The organism is Planktothrix agardhii (assembly GCF_904830935.1).
Taxonomy (GTDB): Bacteria; Cyanobacteriota; Cyanobacteriia; order Cyanobacteriales; family Microcoleaceae; genus Planktothrix; species Planktothrix agardhii.
Window position 1 is genome coordinate 2,959,989 of the sequence record NZ_LR882952.1, and the last position, 21,294, is coordinate 2,981,282.

The window sequence follows — 21,294 nt, forward strand, 5'->3', positions numbered from 1 at the left end:
ACCAGAAACCCGGTTTCTCAAAGAAACCGGGTTTCTAATCACAACTTAATTAAAAATTAAGTCGAACAGAGTCTCACTAATTCTTGGGTTGCATTAATTAGAGATTCATGTTATAATATAATCAATGTATCGCCTAAAGTAAAGCCAGTAATGTATGGAAACAAACTCGGCTGATAATTTAGCTCGATTATATGGCGAACTTTTTGTCCTACTTCAGCAAGAAGAAAAACTTCGTCAAGAAACAGAGCGCAAATTGGAAAAAGCTAAAGCAGTTATTGATCCTAGAAAACAGTTTAATAACTGGCTAAAAACCAATTCAGGTCAGACTTGGAAGCGTAAGCAATTTGAACTTCAAGGAAGTATGTGTGCAGCTTGTAAAACCTCACTCCGGTTTGAAGATGCAGTTGTACATCATGTTCTTCCACTAAAAGATTTTGGATCTGCTGCTAACAAACCTGAAAATTTTAAGCTATTACATCCGGGTTGCAATTTAGCAATTGGCACAAAAATTGTTGATTTTTAAAAGAGGTTGTCATTATGCCGAGTAAAGAAGAATTAATCAAACAACTGGCTAACGAGTTTAACTGGACACAAGCAGATATGAGAAGGGCGCTTGATGCTTCTCAAGAGAATGTAAACACAAGGGAAGAAGCTATTTTGTGTATGATGCGCTATGCTGGCCAAGATTTAAAAAAACGTAATTATGAAGTGGGCGCTCAAAAAAGAATCAATAATCAACAGAAACAGCAAATTAGTGGCCTAGTGGAACAATTAACTAAGATTCAGAATTTTTATGCTAATCAATTAGTTCCATCATTAAGATCAACAATTCAAGAACAAGCCAATTATATTAGCGATCTTCTTAAACAATTTGGTCAAGATCAAGGAGGTAAAAATGGGTAGTAATTTAAACACAATTACTAAACTTCATCTTCAATCTTTTGGTTTTTCTGAATACTATATCAAAGAGCTAGTCAGAGAATTGAAAGCGGTATCAACAAACGGAGGTTTAAAAGAATATTCTGCATCAGATATACAATTATCTGTTGAAAATAGGCTCTCAAATTCAAAAATTAAAGCAGAAAATCGAGAAAAACTTCAGCGATTTTTGACCTGGTTAAAGGGTGAGTCTAATGTTATTGCAGTAGACTTCCTTAAAGGCTTATCTCCTGAAAAAAGGATAGAAGTTTTGATGGGTCGTCTTCAAGAATTAGAAAAACAGGAGCAAACTTTAAAAGAAGAAACAGCATCAATTATTATGAAAGCTCGACAAATGGTTGCCACTCAGTAAATACATCCCATTAACTATCATAAACCCGTTCTCTATACTGATTCAATAAAAATTCATCCCTTGAAACCCGGTTTCCGAATCTTGTGAAGCCGGGGGATACTTTGGGTTAAAATGGGAAAACCACTGTATGTTAAGTGTGCCTAGATGGACAAAATTGGTGATTCTGATTCCTAAAAAATGTCCGATCGGGTGAACAGCAATAGCAACGTCAATAAAAGATGCGATTCTCAAAAATATTAATTGCCAATCGAGGGGAAATAGCTTTACGGATTCTTCGCACCTGCGAGGAAATGGGTATTGCGACGGTTGCTGTTCATTCAACGGTGGATCGCCACGCCCTTCATGTCCAACTAGCCGATGAAGCCGTTTGTATCGGGGAACCCAGCAGCAGTAAAAGCTATTTGAATATTCCCAATATTATCGCCGCCGCCCTGACTCGTAACGCCACGGCCATTCATCCCGGCTACGGATTTTTAGCCGAAAACGCCCGATTTGCCGAAATTTGTGCCGATCATGATATTGCCTTCATTGGCCCCACACCCCACGCTATGCGGTCAATGGGAGACAAATCAACGGCCAAGGAAACCATGCAACGGGTCGGAGTTCCTACTGTACCGGGCAGTGATGGACTCCTGAGTGATGACAAAGAAGCCCTACAACTGGCCTGCAAAATCGGTTATCCGGTGATTATTAAAGCCACCGCAGGGGGGGGAGGTCGGGGAATGCGGTTAGTTAGGGAAGATTCGGAACTCCCCAAACTCTTTGCCGCCGCCCAAGGGGAAGCGGAAGCCGCCTTTGGTAACCCGGGGGTTTATTTGGAGAAGTTTATTGAACGTCCTCGCCATATTGAAATTCAGATTTTAGCTGATAATTATGGCAATGTAATTTACTTAGGAGAACGGGATTGTTCGATTCAAAGACGTCACCAAAAACTATTAGAAGAAGCACCAAGTTCTTTTATTACTCCTAAACTGCGTCAAAAGATGGGAACGGCGGCGGTAAAAGCGGCTAAATCTATTAATTATACCGGGGCAGGAACCGTTGAATTTCTAGTTGATCAGTCGGGCAATTTCTATTTTATGGAAATGAATACCCGGATTCAAGTAGAACATCCGGTTACGGAAATGATCACCGGATTAGATTTAATTGCTGAACAAATTCGCATCGCCCAAGGGGAAAAGTTATTATTAACTCAAAATCAAGTAATTTTGCGCGGTCATTCCATCGAATGTCGGATTAATGCCGAAGATCCTGAACATAATTTCCGCCCCCACCCCGGACGAATTAGTGGTTATTTACCTCCTGGGGGAAATGGGGTGAGAATTGATTCCCACGTCTATACGGATTATGAAATTCCTCCCTATTATGATTCTTTAATTGGGAAATTAATTGTTTGGGGGCCAGATCGTCCGACGGCGATTTTAAGAATGAAACGGGCGTTACGAGAATTTGCAATTACGGGTGTTCCGACAACGATCGGATTTCATCAAAAAATATTAGAAAATCCCGAATTTCTCCGAGGGGAAATTTATACTAATTTTGTGGAAAAAATGATGAAAAAAGGGGAATAAAAAACCCGGCAATTATGGGATAATGGAAGCAAGGGCAACTCGCCCTCATAACCTAAAATCTAACTCAGACCCTAAGTATCGGGAGTAAGTGAGGCAAAAACAATCAACATCCAATCCTTTCTAGGATATGAAAAACCGCCGGTGGTGGAGGTCGTTTGTGGCATTTTGTTTCAGGATCTACAATTGCTACTAACTCCTCACATTGGCTTGCTGTGGCAAAAATTTCAACACGAGTACCCCGAATTCGAGGAACTTCCCCCTTTAGCACCAGCTATAGAGTTTTTTGACGAATCACCGGATATCAATGTTGTTTTTTCTGAAATCCCACCAACACCGAGAATCTGGTTTATAGAAACTAACGGTAACAAAGATGATGGTGATTACGTTACAGTACCTACTATTCGGGTTTTTACGGCTAACAATAATGTGATTTCAGCCGCCAGACATCAAGGTAAATTAGTAACACGCTAATTTGCCTCTGATTTTTGTAAAGATTTATGAATAAAGTTTAGATTTTGCAAAGATTTCGGGTTCAAATTTAAAGATTGAGTGAAATTAAGACTGATCAGATGCTGAATTGATATTTCATGAGGGTGATTAGAGTATATTAGAGAATATTAAGGGTATTATCAGCACGTTCTCTGATGCGGAAGCGGGTTTTTAGCCAAGATCAGTCACAAATCGGACTAACAATTAGCTCTGCATTCGAGGAGTAAACCGATATCCCACAAACCATAGGGGGTAGACTATGACAGGATTAGAATTAGCAATTTTTATTGTAGGGCCGTTAGTATCATTTGTATTTGCGATCGCCCTAACACCTAACAAAGCTGAAATTATTTCCGATCAAGAACATTCTCATATTTAGTCAAGATTTACGGGACTTAGGGGGAAAGTCTCGTAGTCTATAGTCAGATTATCTTGACGCTTAAAATCAATGATAGGTTCCCTAAATGTTAAACGGTTTTCACAGATTCTACTTGGTGGTATCAGTGGAATATTTATACTGAGTTTTAATCACGGACAAGTGGCTGTTTCCTTGCCTATTGTTGGACTGCAAGCTGAAAATTCGGTGATCACACAACCGATTTATTCTGCTGAAAATGGGATGGAAGATCCGATAATTCCCCCATTAGGAAAACCAGACTCTTTTATTCCTAGAAAACCTTTTCCACCACCAAATTTAAAGAAACCAGAAAAACCCTATTATTCTTTAATTCCAGAACGCTATAAAGGCAAAACTGTTCATAATGTTTCCCCTCGAAATCAAGAAAAAGTTATTGCCTTAACCTTTGATGATGGCCCCTGGCCGGAAACACCCAAGGTCTTAACTATTTTAAGACAGTTTAATGTTAAAGCTACCTTCTTTATTTTAGGTCAAAATTTACTGTTATATCCTGACATTATCGAACAAGTAGTTCAAGAAGGTCATGGGGTTGGGAATCATACTTGGACGCATTCTTATCCAAAAATGGAACCGCAAAAAGCTAAAGCTGAAATTGAAAATACATCGGCAAAATTAGAGTTAATGACGGGGTTAAAAACCCGGTTATTTCGGCCTCCTGGGGGAATTTTAGATAATGGTGTTGCCGACTATGCCCGCAGTAAAAATTATGCGGTTATTATGTGGTCTATTGATACGAAAGACTTCCAAAAACCAACGGCGACCGTATTAGCAAATCGGGTTTTAAATCAAGCCCGTCCAGGGGATATTGTGTTAATGCACGATGGTGGCGGAAATCGTTCTGAAACCATAGCATCGTTAAAAATTATAATTCCTGAATTACAAAAACGCGGCTATCGGTTTGTAACAGTTTCCGAATTATTATCATTATCAGAATAAAAATTTTGCTATAACAGGGAACACCGGAATAGCCCCCCCAAACCTCCCGTGCACGGGGGGCTAGGACAGGGCTGTTTCATTTTCCATTGCCAACCCCTAAGACCTAACCCCCCAACCCCCTTCCCTAGTAGGGAAGGGGGAGTAATAAATAATTTTTTATGTTTAATAGTAATAATTAGTCCCCCCTCTCCCCTCAAAAGGGGTTGGGGGAGAGGTGACACAGTTTTTCCTAGAGAATGAAACAGCCCTCGGGGGCTAGGGGGGGGAGGGAACACCGGGGGAAAACACTTTACCGTCTGGGTTCCAAGATCCTTCTGGTGTCTTAACTACCTTGGCGGTTGCTATATAATAAATGAGGGACTAAATTAGAGGCTAAGAACTCATGATGGTGGAAACCGTTACTAAAACCTATAGCTTTGAAGACTATCTCAATTATAAAGATGATACCGATCTCAAGTCTGAACTATTTAATGGAGAATTAATTCAGATGACTCCTGCAAGTGGATTGCATTCGGATATTGTTGATTTTATACAAGAACAATTCAAAATAGAGATCCGTCGCTTAACATTAGATTGGGTAGTGCGACCTGGAACTGTGGGAGTCAGAACCGGAATCAGAAAATCACGCATTCCTGATATATTAGTAATGACAGAAACTCATCGCCAAATTCTCAGAACATTATCCTCAGCTATTCTGGAAGAACCTCCTTTATTAGTCGTTGAAATTGTTAGTCCGAATAACCCCGATGATGACTACCGTTATAAACGTTCAGAATATGCCGCATTAGGGATTTCTGAATATTGGATTATTGACCCCCAAGCATTAAAAATATCAATTTTAACCTTAGTTTCGGGTTTATATGAAGTTATAGAAATAATAGAAAAAGATCCTATAAATTCTATAACTTTTCCTGAATTAAAATTAACTGTTGAACAAATTTTAAATCCTTTTTAGACTTGTTCCCCCTCGTTTCTAGGTTCTACCTAGAAATGCCAAAAAGGCTCCGTCTCCTATTATAATATATAATAAGATTAGAGGCAGAGCATAGGAACGAGGAAAACCGTAGTAAGCCCTTTAGGGCTGAGTCCTGAAGGACTCACTACGAGGTTAAGATTAGAGGCAGAGCATAGGAACGAGGAACTAATCAATTAAACGGATAAATTTCTTCTTCCCAACTTGCAGAACTTTACCCTTTAATTCATCAATAGAATTAAAGATTATATCAACTTCAGAAATGCGATCGCCATCTAACTTAACCGCCCCCCCTTGAATTTCTCGCCGCGCTTCACTGCTGGTTTTACATAACTTACTCGCACTGAGAATATAAAATAACTTAGCCGGAAATTGAATCTCATCTAGGGAAAACTCTGGGACAGCTTCTGCCGTTTTAGCATCCCCTTGAACTAAGGTTAAAGACGCTTTTTGAGCCTCTAATGCCGCTTCTTTTCCATGGAATTGAGACGCGATTTCTAACCCCAATAACTTTTGTTTTTCCCTGGGATTTTCTGGTAATTTATCTAGGGGAAGATTAGTTAATAGTTCAAAATATTGGTTTAAAAGATTATCTTGCACTTTCTCCAATTTAGAATACATGGCTAACGGATCTTCCGATAACGCCACATAATTTTCCAGGGACTTCGACATTTTTTGTACCCCATCCGTCCCAATTAAAATCGGCATTAATAACCCAAATTGAGGTTTTTGTCCAAAATGTCTTTGTAAATCCCGTCCCACGGCTAAATTAAACTTTTGATCTGTGCCACCGATTTCAATATCCGCTTCCACCGCGACGGAATCATAACCCTGCATTAATGGATAGAGAAATTCATGCAAATAGATCGGATTTTCCTGTTCAAACCGCAGGGAAAAACCCTCTTTGGCTAACATTTGTCCGACGGTCATGGTTGCCAATAATTCTAATATTTTAGGTAGATCTAATTTTGATAACCATTCCGAATTGTAGCGAATTTCCAACCCTCCGGGGGTATCAAAATCTAAAATCGGACGCAGTTGCTCTAAATAGGTTTGAGCATTTTTCTGTACATCTTCCGAGGTTAATTGACGGCGAACTTCCGATTTTCCGGTAGGGTCGCCAATTCTAGCAGTAAAATCCCCAATGATTAATACAGCGATATGGCCCGCATCTTGAAAAGCGCGTAACTTGCGAATCGGGATACTATGACCCAAATGAATATCCGACGCCGTGGGGTCAATGCCAAATTTAACTCTTAGGGGTCGATTGGTTGTCAATAATCGTTGACCTAAATTCTCGTCGGGGTTGTGAGAATTGATAATTTCAGGGAAAATTTCAGTAATCCCTCGGCGAAGGGTGGGAAAATTTTGTAGAGACGCCGCCAATTCGATTGGTACAGACGAGGGACTAATAGCCATGATCTTAAAATTCTTTTGCCAATTTGGGGTAAAATCCGTTAACCTTGATCCCGGATAGGAAATTTTTTTGATTTATTATGTAGGTACTTCACCTGCACAATGTCAATCTTATATGCTATCACTCGAAGCTAAAAAAAGTTATATTTCTATTACCAGCCCTAGATGTTGTGTAGCCCTGTTTTCATTGAGGGAGTAAATTAAAGTGTCATCAACTAATGCAATCCCACGCGATGTTAGGGTCAACAACCCCTCAACGTTGTTTGACTTTGTGCAGTCGGTCAGCAAAGTAACGGCCGGAACCTTACTCGGCGTTACGATGTTAACCAGTTCGGTCGTGGCTGGAGGGTTAGTCGGTTTGGCGGTCAGTTTCCGCAATCTTCCTGATGTGCGGGTCTTACAGAACTATGTGCCCACGGAAACCACCCATATCTATGATATTAAGGGGGTTCCTCTGGCCAGCCTCCATGATGAAGCCAACCGTGAAGTAGTCTCCCTCAACGAGATATCTCCCCATCTGAAACGGGCTGTGATTGCAATTGAAGATAGCAATTTCTTCTATCACAAAGGCATTAACCCCACGGGGATTGTACGGGCATTTATCGCTAACTTTGAACGGGGTTCCACTGTGGAAGGGGGTTCTACCCTGACCATGCAGTTGGTGAAGAACCTATTTTTATCCCCGAATCGTACCATGAGCCGAAAAGCCGCGGAAGCGGTGATGGCGATTCGTTTAGAGCAGATTTTATCAAAAGACGAAATTTTAGAACTCTATCTGAATCAGGTCTATTGGGGTCATAACCTTTATGGGGTAGAAACCGCGGCCCGCAGTTATTTTAATAAATCGGCGAAGGACTTAACCCTGGCGGAATCGGCAATGATGGCGGGTATGATTCCAGCACCGGAGGATTATAGTCCCTTTGCGAATTACAAAAAAGCCAAACAAAGACAGTTAACGGTTTTGAAGCGGATGCGGGAACTTCAGTGGATTACCCCCCAAGAAGAAGCCGCGGCCAAAAAACAAACCTTACTGGTGGGCAAAATCACCTCCTTTAGCAGTAGCCGTCTTCCCTATGTGACGGAAGCAGTTGTCCAAGAGCTTTCTGAACGTTTTGGTCGGGAAGCGGTGATCAAGGGCGGAATGCGGATTCAAACCACCATTGATATGAATTTTCAACGGATGGCGGAGAAAACCGTCAGTGAGTGGCATCAGAACTTATACTATCAAGGGGTTTATAACAATTTACAAAATGGTCAAATTGCCCTGGTAGCCATTGACCCCCGCACCCATTTTGTTAAGGCTATGGTGGGGGGGGCTGATTATAAAACCAGTCAGTATAATCGGGCGATTCAAGCCCTGCGTCAACCCGGCTCTGCCTTCAAACCCTTTGTTTATTATGCTGCCTTTGCCAGTGGCAAATATGGCCCGGATTCCACGGTTTATGATAATCCGGTCAGTTATCCCGATGGCTATGGCTATTATTCTCCCCAAAACTACGGGGGTGGTTTCTCCGGGGCCGTGAGTGTGCGCTCGGCTTTAGAAAATTCCTTGAATATTCCGGCGGTCAAACTGGGTCAGGAGGTGGGACTAAATCAGGTAATTGAGGTTTGTCGAGTCCTGGGAATTAAGAGTCCCATTGAGCCTGTCGTTTCCCTACCCTTGGGGTCGGTGGATTTAACCCCGATGGAAATGGCCGGAGCTTATGCCACTTTTGCCAATGATGGCTGGCACTCTGAACCCACGTTTATTGTCCAAGTTACTGATAGTCAGGGCAATATTCTACTGGATAATACCCCTAAACCTCGATTAGTCTTGGATCAATGGGCCGTGGCATCCCTGAATAGTGTGTTACAAGGAGTAATTAATCGGGGAACAGCAACTCGCGCCCAAATTGGACGTCCGGCGGCGGGAAAAACTGGAACGACGTCTTCTGAACGGGATATCTGGTTTGCCGGATATACTCCTGATTTAGCAACGGCTGTTTGGGTGGGAAATGATGATTATACTCCCCTAACCTATGGATCAACCGGAGGAACAATTGTGGCTCCGATCTGGCGTGACTTTATGTTACAAGCCTTAGATGGAAAACCTGAAACTTCTTTTAAACCATCTTCTGCCTATACCAAACCTTAATTCTGAATCGGGTTCTCACCCGGGTGAACAATTTTTCCCTAGAGGAGAGTAGAATCAGAGTAGAACCACTTGCGAAGTATGCCTGTGTCTGGCTCCATGAGAATCGGCTGAAAAGTTATTCTTTGAGTTTTTGATATATGGGAATTTGCTGTAGTCGCTATTCCTTATTTGTTGGGAATTTTTTTTATACGTTAGGATCTAACTTGTTATGGAAAAAAATACATTTTCTTCGCCAAATGTGACTCAGAAAGTAGAAGTTTCAATTCACATTGATTCTGAGTTACTCGATCAAATTAAACATCTCACTAATGACCCCAGCAAGGTGATTGAGACAGCCCTACGCCAATGGCTTAGAGGAGAGCGTCCAGAGGATGAACTGGCTTTGACACTGCAACGAAACCCTCCGGTTCCGCCTCGGGGGGAATGGAACGATTAAATCAGTGATGACTGGTAGAGACGTGCCATGGCGCATCTCTACCAGTTATAAGTAAAGAAGTGAATACCTCCAAAAAACTCGCCATATTGATTATAAAATCCATTTTAATATCTTTTAAACTTGTTTTTTTCAATCAGCAAGCGAACAGAGACAGATTCAGATTAACCCGACCTCCCCAGAATGACGGATTTCCGAACTAGCACTCGAAACCCTTGAGTGCTAAAGTGACTTATTGGTGATTAATGATATTGTAAGATGGCTAAAATTGTTTCGTTTGGTGAAGAATCCCGTAGAGCCTTAGAAAAAGGTGTAAATGCCCTAGCCGATGCGGTGCGAGTCACCCTTGGCCCCAAAGGTCGGAATGTCTTATTAGAGAAGAAATTTGGCGCTCCCGAAATCGTCAATGATGGTATTACCGTCGCTAAAGAAATTCAACTGTCCGACCCCCTGGAAAATACTGGCGCCCGACTGATGCAGGAAGTCGCCTCCAAAACCAATGAAGTCGCCGGAGATGGGACAACCACCGCCGCCATTTTAGCCCAAGCCATGATTCGTGAAGGGTTAAAAAATGTCGCAGCCGGGGCTAATCCTGTGGCCCTGAGACGGGGAATGGACAAAATTACTCAGATTTTGGTCGAAGAAATTCAAGCCATTGCTAAACCCGTGGAAGGGGATGCAATTGCTCAAGTCGCAACGATTTCGGCGGGAAATGACCCAGAAATTGGTCGGATGATCTCCCTGGCGATGGACAAGGTAACGAAAGACGGGGTAATTACCGTTGAAGAATCCAAATCCATCACTACAGAATTAGATGTAGTCGAAGGAATGCAACTCGACCGGGGATATATTTCTCCCTATTTTATCACCGATAATGAACGGATGGTGGTGGAATTTTCTAACGCTAGAATTCTAATTACCGATAAAAAAATTAGTTCCATTCAAGACTTAGTTGCGGTCTTAGAAAAAATTGCCCGTTCGGGTCAACCTCTGTTAATTATTGCTGAAGATATTGATGGGGAAGCCTTAGCAACTTTGGTGGTGAATAAAGCCAGAGGCGTGTTAAATGTGGCGGCAATTAAAGCCCCTAGTTTTGGTGAACGTCGTAAAGCTTTATTACAGGATATTGCGGTTTTGACAGGCGGACAATTAATTTCTGAAGAAGTGGGATTAAGTTTAGATACCGTTTCTTTGGATATGTTAGGAACTGCCAACACAATCACCATTGAAAAAGACAATACAATTATTGTTACGGATAGCAAAACTCAAGCCGATGTGAAAAAACGGGTTGAACAAATTCGTCGTCAACTGGAAGAAACCGACTCTGAATATGATGCGGAAAAACTCCAAGAGCGAATTGCAAAATTAGCCGGAGGGGTGGCTGTAATCAAAGTGGGGGCTGCCACCGAAACGGAAATGAAATCTCGGAAACTGCGGATTGAAGATGCCTTAAATGCCACTAAAGCCGCCGTAGAAGAAGGGATTGTTCCTGGGGGCGGGACTACTTTAATTCATCTGGCGAAAAAAGTTGATGAACTGAAAGCTCAACTGAGTGATGAGGAAAAAATTGGGGCGGGAATTATTGCCAAAGCCCTAGAAGCTCCTTTATTTTATATTGCCAGTAATGCTGGGGCTGAAGGCGCTGTGGTGGTGGAAAATGTCCGCAATACCGAGTTTAATATTGGTTATAATGCCTTAACTGGAACCTATGAAGATTTAATTGCTTCTGGGATTATTGACCCGGCAAAAGTGGTACGTTCGGCGTTGCAAAATGCCTCCTCAATTTCAGGATTAGTATTAACAACTGAAGCCTTAGTTGTGGAAAAACCTGAGAAGAAATCCGCCGATATGGATGCCATGGGCGGCATGGGTGGCATGGGCGGTATGGGCGGCATGGGCGGCATGGGCGGCATGGGTGGCATGGGCATGATGTAACCTATCCCTGGCGATTGGAAATCGCGGCTAAACAGATAAAACCCACCTTTGTGGGTTTAAAAACCTGAATTTTCTCTTAGTCCACGCAGGTGGACTTCGTTTGTGTAGTAGCGAATTATATTCGCCGAATACTATCTGGAGATTGCAAATCGCGGCTACACAGACAAAACCCACCTGGGTGGGTTAAATTTTGGATTAGTAATAGATGATTAATTCTGCCTATCAAATTGGGGGAAGTTTAGCTCAAGATGCTCCGACTTATGTAGTCAGAAAAGCGGATTTCGATCTGTATTCTCAATTACAACAGGGGCATTTTTGTTATGTTTTAAATTCTCGGCAAATGGGGAAATCTTCTCTGTTAGTTAAAACTCGTTATCGTTTACAACAAGAAGGTTTTCAGTGTGCGACCTTGGATATGACTCGCATTGGTAGCGAAATGGTGACGGAACAACAATGGTATAAAGGAATAGTTACTGAATTATGGCGCGGATTTAATCTTTTAGGTAAATTTAATTTAAAAAATTGGTGGAAAGAACAATCAGAAGTTTCTGTGATTCAACGTATTAGTAATTTTATAGAAGATATTTTATTGGTTGAATTTCCTGGTCAAAAATTAATTATTTTTGTTGATGAAATTGATAGTATTTTAAGTTTAAATTTTAAAGTAGATGATTTTTTTGCTTTAATTCGTTTTTGTTATAATCAACGGGCAATTAATCCTGAATATAACCGGATTAGCTTTGCCTTATTTGGAGTTGCTACCCCTTCAGCTTTAATTTCCGATCGCACTCGTACCCCCTTTAATATCGGAAAAGCCATTGAATTATCGGGTTTTACCCTGAATGAAGTTCAACCTTTAATTGAAGGTTTGGAGCCAAAAATTACTAATGCTAAAGCCATTATGCAAGAAATTATCGCTTGGACAGGAGGACAACCTTTTTTAACACAAAAAATATGTCAATTGGTGATAAATTTTACCGAAAAAACAATTAATCAAATATTAATTATTCCCCCCGGAACCGAAGGATTTTGGGTAGAATCATTGGTGCGATCGCAGATTATTTATAAATGGGAATCTCAAGATGAACCCGAACATTTAAAAACCATTCGTAACCGAATTCAAAATAACCCCGATCATATCGGCAGAATTTTAGGAATCTATCAAGATATTCTGCGAAATTTAGAAGTTTTAACCGATGATAGTAACGAACAATCAGAACTAATATTATCCGGTTTAGTGATCAAATATACCGGGTTTCTGCGGGTAAAAAATCGGATTTATCAAGAAGTCTTTGATTTAGATTGGGTTAACCAACAATTGAGGAACCTGCGACCCTATTCTCAAGGCTTTGATGCTTGGATAGAATCTCAACAACAAGATAGTTCTCGACTATTACGGGGACAGGCCTTAAAAGAAGCCCAAAATTGGTCAAGTGGTCGCAGTATTAGTGATTTAGATTATCAATTTTTAGCTAAAAGTGAAGAATTAGATCGGCAAGAAGTTCAAAAATCCTTAGAAGCTGCCAGAATGCTGGAAGTAGAAGCCCGACTAACCGAAGAAAAAAAGACCGCAAAACTGCAAAGATTTTTACTTATATCTGTTAGTAGTGCCCTAGTTATTACCATTATATTAGGTCTAATCTCAGGGTTTCAATATCATCAAGCTAGGGTGAATGAACACCAGGCAAAAATCAACGAAGTTAAAGCTATAAATCAATCATCTGAGTCCTTATTTGCTTTAAATCAAAGGTTTGAAGCCTTAATTCAATCCATGATAGCCTATCGAAAATTGCAAACCCTATCGGATGTGGATACAAAAATTCACCAGAATGTACAATTGACATTGCAAAAAGCGGTTTATGGGATTCAAGAATATAACCAACTGTTGGGGCATACCAGTATTATTCATGCGGTAGAATTTAGCCCCAAAGGAGATTTAATTGCTTCTGGGAGTCAGGATAAAACCATTAAACTTTGGAAACCAGATGGCACACTATTGAAAACTCTGATTGGACATCAGGATGGAGTTCTTAACGTTGCCTTCAGTCCCCGTCAACCCCTTCTCGCCTCAGCTAGTAACGACAAAACTATTAAACTCTGGAACACCGATGGCACCTACTTAAGAACCCTGACCGGACATCGGGAAGCGGTGATGGCTGTGAGTTTCAGCCCGACTGAGGATAAACTGATTTCTTCGAGTTTTGATCAAACCATTAAATTATGGACAACAGAGGGAAAACTCTTAAAAACCATCGCCGCCCATCCCGACAAAATTAAAACCGTTGTCTTTAGTCCCGATGGTCAGAGATTCGCCTCTGGAAGTGCTGATCATACGGTTAAAATCTGGAATGCCGATGGCACACTATTGAAAACCCTGACCGGACATCAGGCTGAAATTATGGCTGTGGCTTGGAGTCCCGATGGTCAAAGGTTAGCGTCCGCCAGTCGAGATAAAACCCTGAAACTGTGGAGTCGGGAAGGGGAGTTAATCCAGACTTTCGGCTCCTTTGAGGATGAAGTTTGGGATGTAGCCTTTAGTACCAATAGCAAATTTTTGGCGGGGGCGATTCGGAATAAACAAATCCAAATCTGGCGTAAAGACCTAACAAATTTCTCGTATAACCCCTATGAAACATTCTGGCAACATCAGGCAGAAGTGAGTTCCGTTGCCTTCAGTCCCGATAGTCAAACCATTGCTTCCGCCAGTTGGGATAAAAGCGTTAAACTCTCGAAAACCGAATATTCTTTGGTCATGCCCTTGATAGGACATCAAGATACGGTTTGGGGAATCGCCTTTAGTCCCGATGGTCAAACTATTGCTTCATCTTCCTTAGATAAGACAATTAAACTGTGGACAAACAAAGGGCGATTATTACAAACCCTGACCGGACATCAGTGGCGGGTGAATCAGGTTGAGTTTAGTTCCGATGGTCGTTGGTTGGTCTCAACCTCCGATGATAATACCATTAAATTGTGGCAGAAAAATGAGAATGGACTGTTTAAAACCCATCCCGATCAAACCTTATTGGGAAATAAATGGGGGGTTTGGGGGGTGAAGTTTACTCCCGACAATCAATCAATTGTTTCTGGAAGTTGGGATAAAACTGTTAAAATTTGGGGTATTGATGGCAGACTTCGCCAAACCTTTAGCGGTCATACTGGTCAGGTTTGGGGAATTGCAATTCAGCCAGAGGGTAAATGGATTGCTTCGAGTTCTTATGATAATACAATTAAACTCTGGGGATTTAATGGTCAACTTCTACAAACATTAATTGGTCATAAAGATGGTATCTGGGGACTAGATTTGAGTCCCGATGGACAAGTTATAGCTTCCGCTAGTCGAGATCAAACGGTAAAATTATGGCGCTGGAATCCTCAGCTTAAATCCTTTATTGATCAAAATACCTTAAAGGGACACACAGCCAACGTGATGGCGGTGGCGTTTAGTCCTGACCAAAAGTTATTAGCATCAGCCAGTCAGGATAAAACCATTAAACTTTGGAAACTCGATGGTACTTTGGTTAAAACCCTGAATGGTCATAATGATGAAGTTTATAATCTTAAATTTAGTCCTGATGGTAAAACTTTGGCTTCCGTTAGTGAAGATAAAACGGTGATATTATGGAATTTAGATCGAATTTTAAACTTGAATGAATTCGCCTATGCTTGTAACTGGATAAAGGATTATTTAAAAACTAATTCCCAACTAAGTCCCGAAGATCGAATATTATGTCAGTAGTCAGGGAATAGGGAATGGGTAATAGGTAATAGGTAATGGGTAATGGGAATAAGCACTTAACCGTCAACAAACAATAACAAGGTAAAAATCATGATCAAATTATTAGGATTTTTGGCTATTGCAGGAACGTTTCTGAATGTTGCACCTCAGATAAATTCTTTAGCCTCCTTTGTACCCAATTCTTCCATACAATTAGCTCAAAATTCTAGCCCCGCTTCCTCCATTCAAGGCTATTGTTTTTCTATTGCTGATGATAATATGGACTCCATCGCCCGAATTTATCTTGATGGAAATAAAGTCACGGGTCGGGTTGAAGCTACGATTCATAATCAAAAAGCATCCTACTATACGTCCTATACCCAAATATTACAAGGAACGAAAAATGGCAATAAATTAAACCTAAATATTACCACAAAAATTGAGTTAGATACTCAAAAAACTAAGGAAACTTGGACGTTAAATGCAGACTCTTTAAATACGGGACGAATAGTTTATAAAAAACAACCCTGTTTAGTCTCTCAAATTCGTTTTGCACCTGGGAAAAATTCAGCAACTATGAGTCAGTCGGTGGTGCGAGGAACTCGCAATATCTATTTATTAAAAGCCAACCAAGGTCAAAGAATGGATCTTAAAATTACCGCTTTAGAAAATAACGCTGTTTTTGATGTAATTGCCCCCAATGGGCAGGTTTTGAAAACCGAAGCTACCCAGTCTAGTTTGAAATTACCCGCCACCGGAAATTATGAGATTATCGTCGGTGGAACCCGAGGGAATGCTAGTTATCAATTAACTGTTAAAATTCAATAATTCCAGGAAAAAAAACGGGTTTTTGCCGTAGGTAGGGGGTAATTCATGAATTACCCCTACTACCATAAATCATTTAGGATACAAACCCGGTTTCTGGTTTATAGTTAATCAACGGTTTTGTCAGCTTTCCAACCTGATTGATAATAGACTTTTGACCCGTTATCAGGAACAAAATGACAAGACCAGTAGGATTGAATAAAACTTTTCCAAATCGGTTCATCAGAACAATGATAATAGTCACCCAGTAGGGGTTTAATTGCTTCCGTTGCTGTTTTTAAATGATAGTGGGGCATATTCAAGAAAATGTGATGAGCAACGTGAGTTCCGATATTATGATGAATGGGATTAATAAAGCCATAATCTCGGTCAATAGTTGATAAAGCCCCTTTCAAGAAATACCAATCTTCCCCCCGATACCAGGGAATATCAGCCTCAGTATGATGTAAGTAGGTGACTAAATCCAGCCACATCACAAACACGAAATAGGGCATGAAATAGTATTTCAGGAAAAACACCCATCCAAACTGATAAGTGATCAACCCTAAAAAGCTTACCATTACGATCATCAAAGATGTACTGGTAATAATATCCCATTTTTCGGACTCTTTAAACATAGGGCTACTCGGCAAAAAGTGAGAGCCTTTACGAAGGGGAGAAGAACTTCGGAATAGATAAACCGGATAGGCAACTAAGGGGATATAAAAGGGCAACAGCTTTTCATACCAAACCATCTTATTGAACGTACTTTCCGTTACCGGATGCCAACTTTCATCGGTATCAATATTTCCGGTATTGGCGTGATGGGTTCTGTGGCTGATGCGCCAACCGTGATAGGGAACTAGAATCGGAATATGGGACAAATGGCCAATTAAGTTATTTAGCCATTTGATTTTGGAGAAAGACCCATGACCGCAATCGTGGCCCACAACAAATAACGCCCAAAACATCGTTCCTTGCATCACCCAAAAAATGGGGAAAAACAGCCAAGAATCGAGTTTATAGGCGATAAAATACAGACCTGCGATGATCGAAATATCAATAAAGAAGTAACTCAGAGATTTCCAGACCGAGGGTTCAAAACACTGGGCAGGAATTGCCGCCCTGATATCTTGGAGAGTAAAGGGTAACTCTGATTTCTTGGTTGCTGATGAGGCACTAATCGTGGCTTGGTTAGACTTATTGGATGATTGCACAGATATTGTGATTGAATCTGAGTGAGTAGTCCCCAGTTGTGTTTTTACCCCAAACTGAATCGCAAACATCAGGGTTTGGGATGCTAACCTAAACTGCGGTTCTGAACGGCTTTTATTTTACCTTGATTAGATGTTAATTTTCGCAACAAATCTTAAATGATCGAAATTATTTAGCCAATCTCGGCCAGGGGTGGGTCTTCCATACCTTCAGATTTGTTGTTGGGCTTTAGCCCTCTCCGGAGGGCTAAAGCCCAACAACGTTTTATATTTGGGAATTATTATGACCAATTAGGGTAACTCCCCAAATTGTTCTCGATATTTTGCTAATAGTGTTTCTGCTGCTATTGCTGCTTCTTCGGGAGTGGGGAGAAGTTGACCATCTGAGGTAAAAAAACGCAATTGGGAGTTATAAACACCCAAAAATAATTCTAATTGTTGACTCCATAACCATCCTTGAGAATTAGATTCAAGGGGTTGATATTTACCCTCAACTAAATGAAATCCGGCTAATTCTAAGGTATCAGGATCAAACCAAAAATAATCAAAGGTGCGAAAGTTATCTTGATAGAGTTGTTTTTTTAATCCTTTATCAATTTCTGCCGTGGATGGAGATAAAAGTTCAATAATAATATTAGGATATTTGCCTTCTTCCCAAATCATCCAACTGCGTCTGGGTTTGCGTTCTGTGTCTAAAACTACAAAGAAATCTGGCCCTCTAAAATCCTGTGATTTTTTTTGATTCGGGTTAAAATAGATAGTTAAATTTCCAGAAACATAAAAATCTTGACGGTTTCGCCACCACCACTCTAAAAGATGAATCAGGAGATCAATTTGTCTGCGGTGTAAATCACTTTCCACGGGAGGTTCCTCACTCCATAAATCACTAGGTGGAAATATAATATCATCAAATTCTTCTGGTTGTTCTAATCTTTGAAGGTTAGCGGGTTCGTGATCAACAATAAACATAAACAGGTTAACCCAATTAGGATAAATATAGTTTAGCGTAACTTTGAATCATTTGTCGAATAGATTGATATTAAATCGACAAAGATTGTTTTTATTGAGGAGGAGTTATTTTTGATAAGGGTTGAATGGCATTTTTTAAAGTTTCCTTCTTGTTTAACTCAAGTTTGGGCTTAGGAACAGAACTTATATTAGTTAGAGGTAAACGAGCTAATGCTAATTCTGAAGTTGATGTTTTTTCAGAATCGTTATTAATTAAAATATAACTATTCAGAATTTCTAACTGAGCATCAACAATATCATCATAGTTTTCATACCAACTAGCGATCGCAATTGACAATGTTTCAATATCATCGGGTAAGGGTTCAATTAACTCGATTAATTCTTGACGGTGTGAGTCAATAAATAATTGAGGCTGTTCTTCTAGTAATTTCAAAAAAGCCTCTAGGTTTTGATGGTAAAAAGACATAGACTAATCCTCCAACTTAATATAAAATTGATTATATCAAATTCAAGGTTAATTTTGTAACCCGACCTCAAAAAAACCGTTTTTTTCAGAAACTGGGTTTATGTACTGTTATACTAAGAGAACATCCTAAACCGCAGGATATAATAATTGAGGTAAAATCACCGATGACATACCTAGAAGAAATTACAATTAAAGTTCCTGTTGATATTGCTGAAAGTTACCGCCAGGCTAACGAACAAGAAAAACAACAGATAGAAACTAGAATTGCCTTTTTATTGAAAAGTCAAACGATATCTCGAAAAATGGCTATTAATAAATTGCGACAAACGATGAGTGAAATCGGTCAAAAAGCCGTTGCGAAAGGATTAAGTCCTGAGATTTTAGAAGATATATTAAAAGATCATGAAGGATAAACTGTTTGTTTTTGATGCGAATATTATTATCAGTGCAGTTTTAATCCCTCAAAGTAAGCCAGATTTAGCTATCCGTAAAGCTCAAGATTCAGGAAGTATTTTAATGTCTCCTGAAATTTGGGCGGAATTAGAACAAGTTTTAGCACGACCAAAATTTGATCGATATATTTCTTCGGAAGATCGAAGCAAGTTTTTAGGAGATTTTTTAGATACAGTTATTCTGGTTATGGAAATAACAGAAAAAATTCAAGAATGCCGTGATCCCAAGGATAATAAATATTTGGAATTAGCTGTTAATGGTCAAGCTGATTGTCTTATAACTGGAGATGCCGATTTATTGATTTTAAACCCATTTCGAGAAAAACCTGTGATCACTGTATCTGATTTTTTAAATTTAAAATCAGTTTAATTAAAAGTTTTCATTAACTTCAGAAACACAGTCCTAACTGTCGTGACCTCTCCCCCTTACCTTATGGTTTTGGGGGTTAGGTCATACATTTACAAGGAATAATTAAACAGCCTTGAAGGGCTTAAAAAGACGGATTGACGAATATTAGATCTAATGACCCCCCACACTAAAAACAGCCCGTTTGTAGGCTTCATCAAGCACTTCTGAAAGAGTGGGATGGGTATGAACCGAGAATACTAAATCATGGACAGATTGACGGTGATACATGGCATTTGCCGCTTCCTGAATTAAATCAGAAGCATGAAGACCAAAGATATGAACCCCTAAAAGTTCCCCCGTATCTTTACGATAAATCACTTTAGCCATACCTTCGGTTTCTCCCTCCGCAATTGCTTTAGAATTACCCTTAAAATAGGTTTTTACTATCGCAATTTCAAACCCTTCTGTTTGTCCTAATTCCTTTGCAGCAGGTTCAGTTAAACCCACATAACTAATTTCAGGATGGGTAAAAGCAGCCGCCGGAATACTACGATAATCTACGGCGCGAGGACGTCCGCAAATAGTCTCTACAACGGCTACTCCCTGGGCGGATGCGGTATGGGCTAACATCATTTTACCCGTCGCATCTCCAATCGCCCATAAATGGGGAACAGGTTCGCCTCCAGACAATACCTCTAAATGATCATTTGTAGGAATAAAACCGCCCCGAATAGGTTCAACATTCACCGATTCTAAACCTAAATTTTTACTCACCGGAATCCGCCCGGTAGCAACCAAACAAGCATCCACTTCTAGTACTTCTTCTACTTCTTTAGTTTTGGTATCGGCTAACTCAATAATAACCGGAGAACCAGGCGTTACTTTTAAGGCTAATTTTCCGACTTTAGTTTCAATATCCCTGGGATTAATTAAAACCCGTTGAGCTAATTTAGCAATATCAGGATCAAAAGTTGGCATTAATTGATCTAAGGCTTCAATCATGGTAACTTCACAACCTAAAGCCGTATAAATATCAGAAAATTCTAATCCGATATAGCCACTTCCAATAATAGCAATCCATTGGGGCAGGGATTCTAATTTAACCGCATCATCACTGGTAAAAACTGTTTTGTGATCAATCGTAATTCCGGGGGGAACAAACGGCACAGAACCGGGGGCTAAAATAATATCTTTAGCGGTAATTGTTTTTTCCCCATTTGCCGTTTCCACCGTCACTTTATTCGACCCGGCAATTTTACCCCAACCTTGGATCACATCAACCCCTAACCGCTTCAAACTATTGGTCAAGTCACCCCGAAGTTTAGTTACAATATTATCAGCATGGTTGGCAATTTGTTCGCGATCAAAACTGACTTGTCCTAACTGAATCCCCAAATTTTTTAAGTGATGGGTATTATGTAATTCTCTGACCCGTCCCGACGCCGCTAATAGAGCTTTAGAGGGAATACAGCCTCGGTTAACACAAGTTCCCCCCATGTCCGCCGCCTCAATAATTGCGGTTTTCAAGCCACAACCGACGGCGTGGATAGCAGCACCATGTCCGCCCACTCCCGCACCAATAATCACTAAATCGTAATCCATATTCTGTTACTACTCTATTGGGATTAAAAAATATTACCGTTTTCCCTGTCCCTTGCCAACTCAATCGCCTTTACAAAAGCCAAATTAGTTTGGTCTGCCTCCTACTTTTTGCGGTAAGCTAGAC

Annotated in this window: 19 protein-coding genes; 14 read left to right on the forward strand and 5 right to left on the reverse strand. The window is 40.4% G+C overall.

Annotation, left to right across the window (positions count from 1 at the left end):
- Positions 1 to 154: 154 nt before the first annotated feature.
- The 7 genes from NMG88_RS13905 to NMG88_RS13935 all read left to right on the forward strand — a co-directional run bounded on the left by NMG88_RS13905 (position 155) and on the right by NMG88_RS13935 (position 5,660).
- Positions 155 to 523, forward strand: coding sequence for an HNH endonuclease (locus tag NMG88_RS13905; RefSeq protein WP_042154627.1), 369 nt, complete (start codon positions 155 to 157; stop codon positions 521 to 523).
- Positions 524 to 537: 14 nt separating this feature from the next.
- A complete protein-coding gene (locus tag NMG88_RS13910) occupies positions 538 to 903 on the forward strand; it encodes a hypothetical protein (protein WP_042154625.1) in 366 nt (121 codons plus the stop codon).
- The gene (locus NMG88_RS13915) at positions 896 to 1,291 is read left to right on the forward strand and encodes a hypothetical protein (RefSeq protein WP_227350732.1); all 396 of its coding nucleotides are present in this window, start codon (positions 896 to 898) and stop codon (positions 1,289 to 1,291) included. Before NMG88_RS13910 ends, NMG88_RS13915 begins: the two co-directional genes overlap by 8 nt.
- 218 nt (positions 1,292 to 1,509) lie before the next feature.
- Complete coding sequence (accC, locus tag NMG88_RS13920) at positions 1,510 to 2,862, forward strand: acetyl-CoA carboxylase biotin carboxylase subunit (protein ID WP_042154621.1); 1,353 nt, start codon at positions 1,510 to 1,512, stop codon at positions 2,860 to 2,862.
- Positions 2,863 to 3,045: 183 nt separating this feature from the next.
- The gene (locus tag NMG88_RS13925; protein WP_144390463.1) at positions 3,046 to 3,333 is read left to right on the forward strand and encodes a hypothetical protein; all 288 of its coding nucleotides are present in this window, start codon (positions 3,046 to 3,048) and stop codon (positions 3,331 to 3,333) included.
- A gap of 466 nt (positions 3,334 to 3,799) precedes the next feature.
- A complete protein-coding gene (locus NMG88_RS13930) occupies positions 3,800 to 4,705 on the forward strand; it encodes a polysaccharide deacetylase family protein (RefSeq protein WP_227365446.1) in 906 nt (301 codons plus the stop codon).
- A 382-nt stretch (positions 4,706 to 5,087) separates the two neighbouring features.
- The gene (locus NMG88_RS13935) at positions 5,088 to 5,660 is read left to right on the forward strand and encodes a Uma2 family endonuclease (protein WP_254035539.1); all 573 of its coding nucleotides are present in this window, start codon (positions 5,088 to 5,090) and stop codon (positions 5,658 to 5,660) included.
- A 186-nt stretch (positions 5,661 to 5,846) separates the two neighbouring features.
- Here NMG88_RS13935 and tyrS read toward each other — a convergent pair whose 3' ends face one another.
- The gene (gene tyrS / locus NMG88_RS13940; RefSeq protein ID WP_254035540.1) at positions 5,847 to 7,097 is read right to left on the reverse strand and encodes a tyrosine--tRNA ligase; all 1,251 of its coding nucleotides are present in this window, start codon (positions 7,095 to 7,097) and stop codon (positions 5,847 to 5,849) included.
- Positions 7,098 to 7,299: 202 nt separating this feature from the next.
- On the opposite strand from tyrS, the gene NMG88_RS13945 reads away from it, so the two are divergent.
- The 5 genes from NMG88_RS13945 to NMG88_RS13965 all read left to right on the forward strand — a co-directional run bounded on the left by NMG88_RS13945 (position 7,300) and on the right by NMG88_RS13965 (position 16,142).
- Positions 7,300 to 9,228, forward strand: coding sequence for a transglycosylase domain-containing protein (locus NMG88_RS13945; protein ID WP_436799459.1), 1,929 nt, complete (start codon positions 7,300 to 7,302; stop codon positions 9,226 to 9,228).
- A 208-nt stretch (positions 9,229 to 9,436) separates the two neighbouring features.
- The gene (locus tag NMG88_RS13950) at positions 9,437 to 9,664 is read left to right on the forward strand and encodes a type II toxin-antitoxin system CcdA family antitoxin (protein ID WP_026788050.1); all 228 of its coding nucleotides are present in this window, start codon (positions 9,437 to 9,439) and stop codon (positions 9,662 to 9,664) included.
- A 255-nt stretch (positions 9,665 to 9,919) separates the two neighbouring features.
- Positions 9,920 to 11,596, forward strand: coding sequence for a chaperonin GroEL (gene groL / locus NMG88_RS13955; RefSeq protein WP_026796686.1), 1,677 nt, complete (start codon positions 9,920 to 9,922; stop codon positions 11,594 to 11,596).
- 205 nt (positions 11,597 to 11,801) lie between these two features.
- Complete coding sequence (locus tag NMG88_RS13960; protein ID WP_254035541.1) at positions 11,802 to 15,335, forward strand: AAA-like domain-containing protein; 3,534 nt, start codon at positions 11,802 to 11,804, stop codon at positions 15,333 to 15,335.
- 90 nt (positions 15,336 to 15,425) lie between these two features.
- Positions 15,426 to 16,142 (forward strand): hypothetical protein, encoded by a 717-nt coding sequence (locus NMG88_RS13965; RefSeq protein ID WP_174235992.1) that lies wholly within the window; start codon positions 15,426 to 15,428, stop codon positions 16,140 to 16,142.
- A gap of 104 nt (positions 16,143 to 16,246) precedes the next feature.
- On the opposite strand, the gene NMG88_RS13970 is transcribed toward NMG88_RS13965, so the two are convergent.
- The 3 genes from NMG88_RS13970 to NMG88_RS13980 form a co-directional block, all read right to left on the reverse strand.
- Positions 16,247 to 17,335: a DUF3474 domain-containing protein gene (locus NMG88_RS13970; protein WP_254033941.1), complete on the reverse strand. Its 1,089-nt coding sequence runs from the start codon at positions 17,333 to 17,335 to the stop codon at positions 16,247 to 16,249.
- A 288-nt stretch (positions 17,336 to 17,623) separates the two neighbouring features.
- Entirely contained in the window at positions 17,624 to 18,301 is a 678-nt protein-coding gene (locus NMG88_RS13975) for a Uma2 family endonuclease (RefSeq protein ID WP_036843449.1), read from the reverse strand.
- A 91-nt stretch (positions 18,302 to 18,392) separates the two neighbouring features.
- Complete coding sequence (locus NMG88_RS13980) at positions 18,393 to 18,767, reverse strand: hypothetical protein (RefSeq protein WP_026788056.1); 375 nt, start codon at positions 18,765 to 18,767, stop codon at positions 18,393 to 18,395.
- Positions 18,768 to 18,931: 164 nt separating this feature from the next.
- Between NMG88_RS13980 and NMG88_RS13985 the strand changes: the two genes are divergently transcribed.
- Together NMG88_RS13985 and NMG88_RS13990 are read left to right on the forward strand one after the other, a co-directional pair.
- Positions 18,932 to 19,180 carry a hypothetical protein gene (locus NMG88_RS13985; RefSeq protein WP_026795299.1) on the forward strand — a complete coding sequence of 83 codons (249 nt, stop codon included), beginning with the start codon at positions 18,932 to 18,934 and terminating at the stop codon, positions 19,178 to 19,180.
- Complete coding sequence (locus NMG88_RS13990; RefSeq protein WP_026796689.1) at positions 19,170 to 19,589, forward strand: putative toxin-antitoxin system toxin component, PIN family; 420 nt, start codon at positions 19,170 to 19,172, stop codon at positions 19,587 to 19,589. The genes NMG88_RS13985 and NMG88_RS13990 overlap by 11 nt, the downstream gene beginning before the upstream one ends.
- Before the next feature lie 150 nt (positions 19,590 to 19,739).
- On the opposite strand, the gene lpdA is transcribed toward NMG88_RS13990, so the two are convergent.
- On the reverse strand, positions 19,740 to 21,170 hold the full coding sequence (gene lpdA, locus NMG88_RS13995; protein ID WP_254035542.1) for a dihydrolipoyl dehydrogenase: 1,431 nt from the start codon (positions 21,168 to 21,170) through the stop codon (positions 19,740 to 19,742).
- Between the last annotated feature and the right edge of the window lie 124 nt (positions 21,171 to 21,294).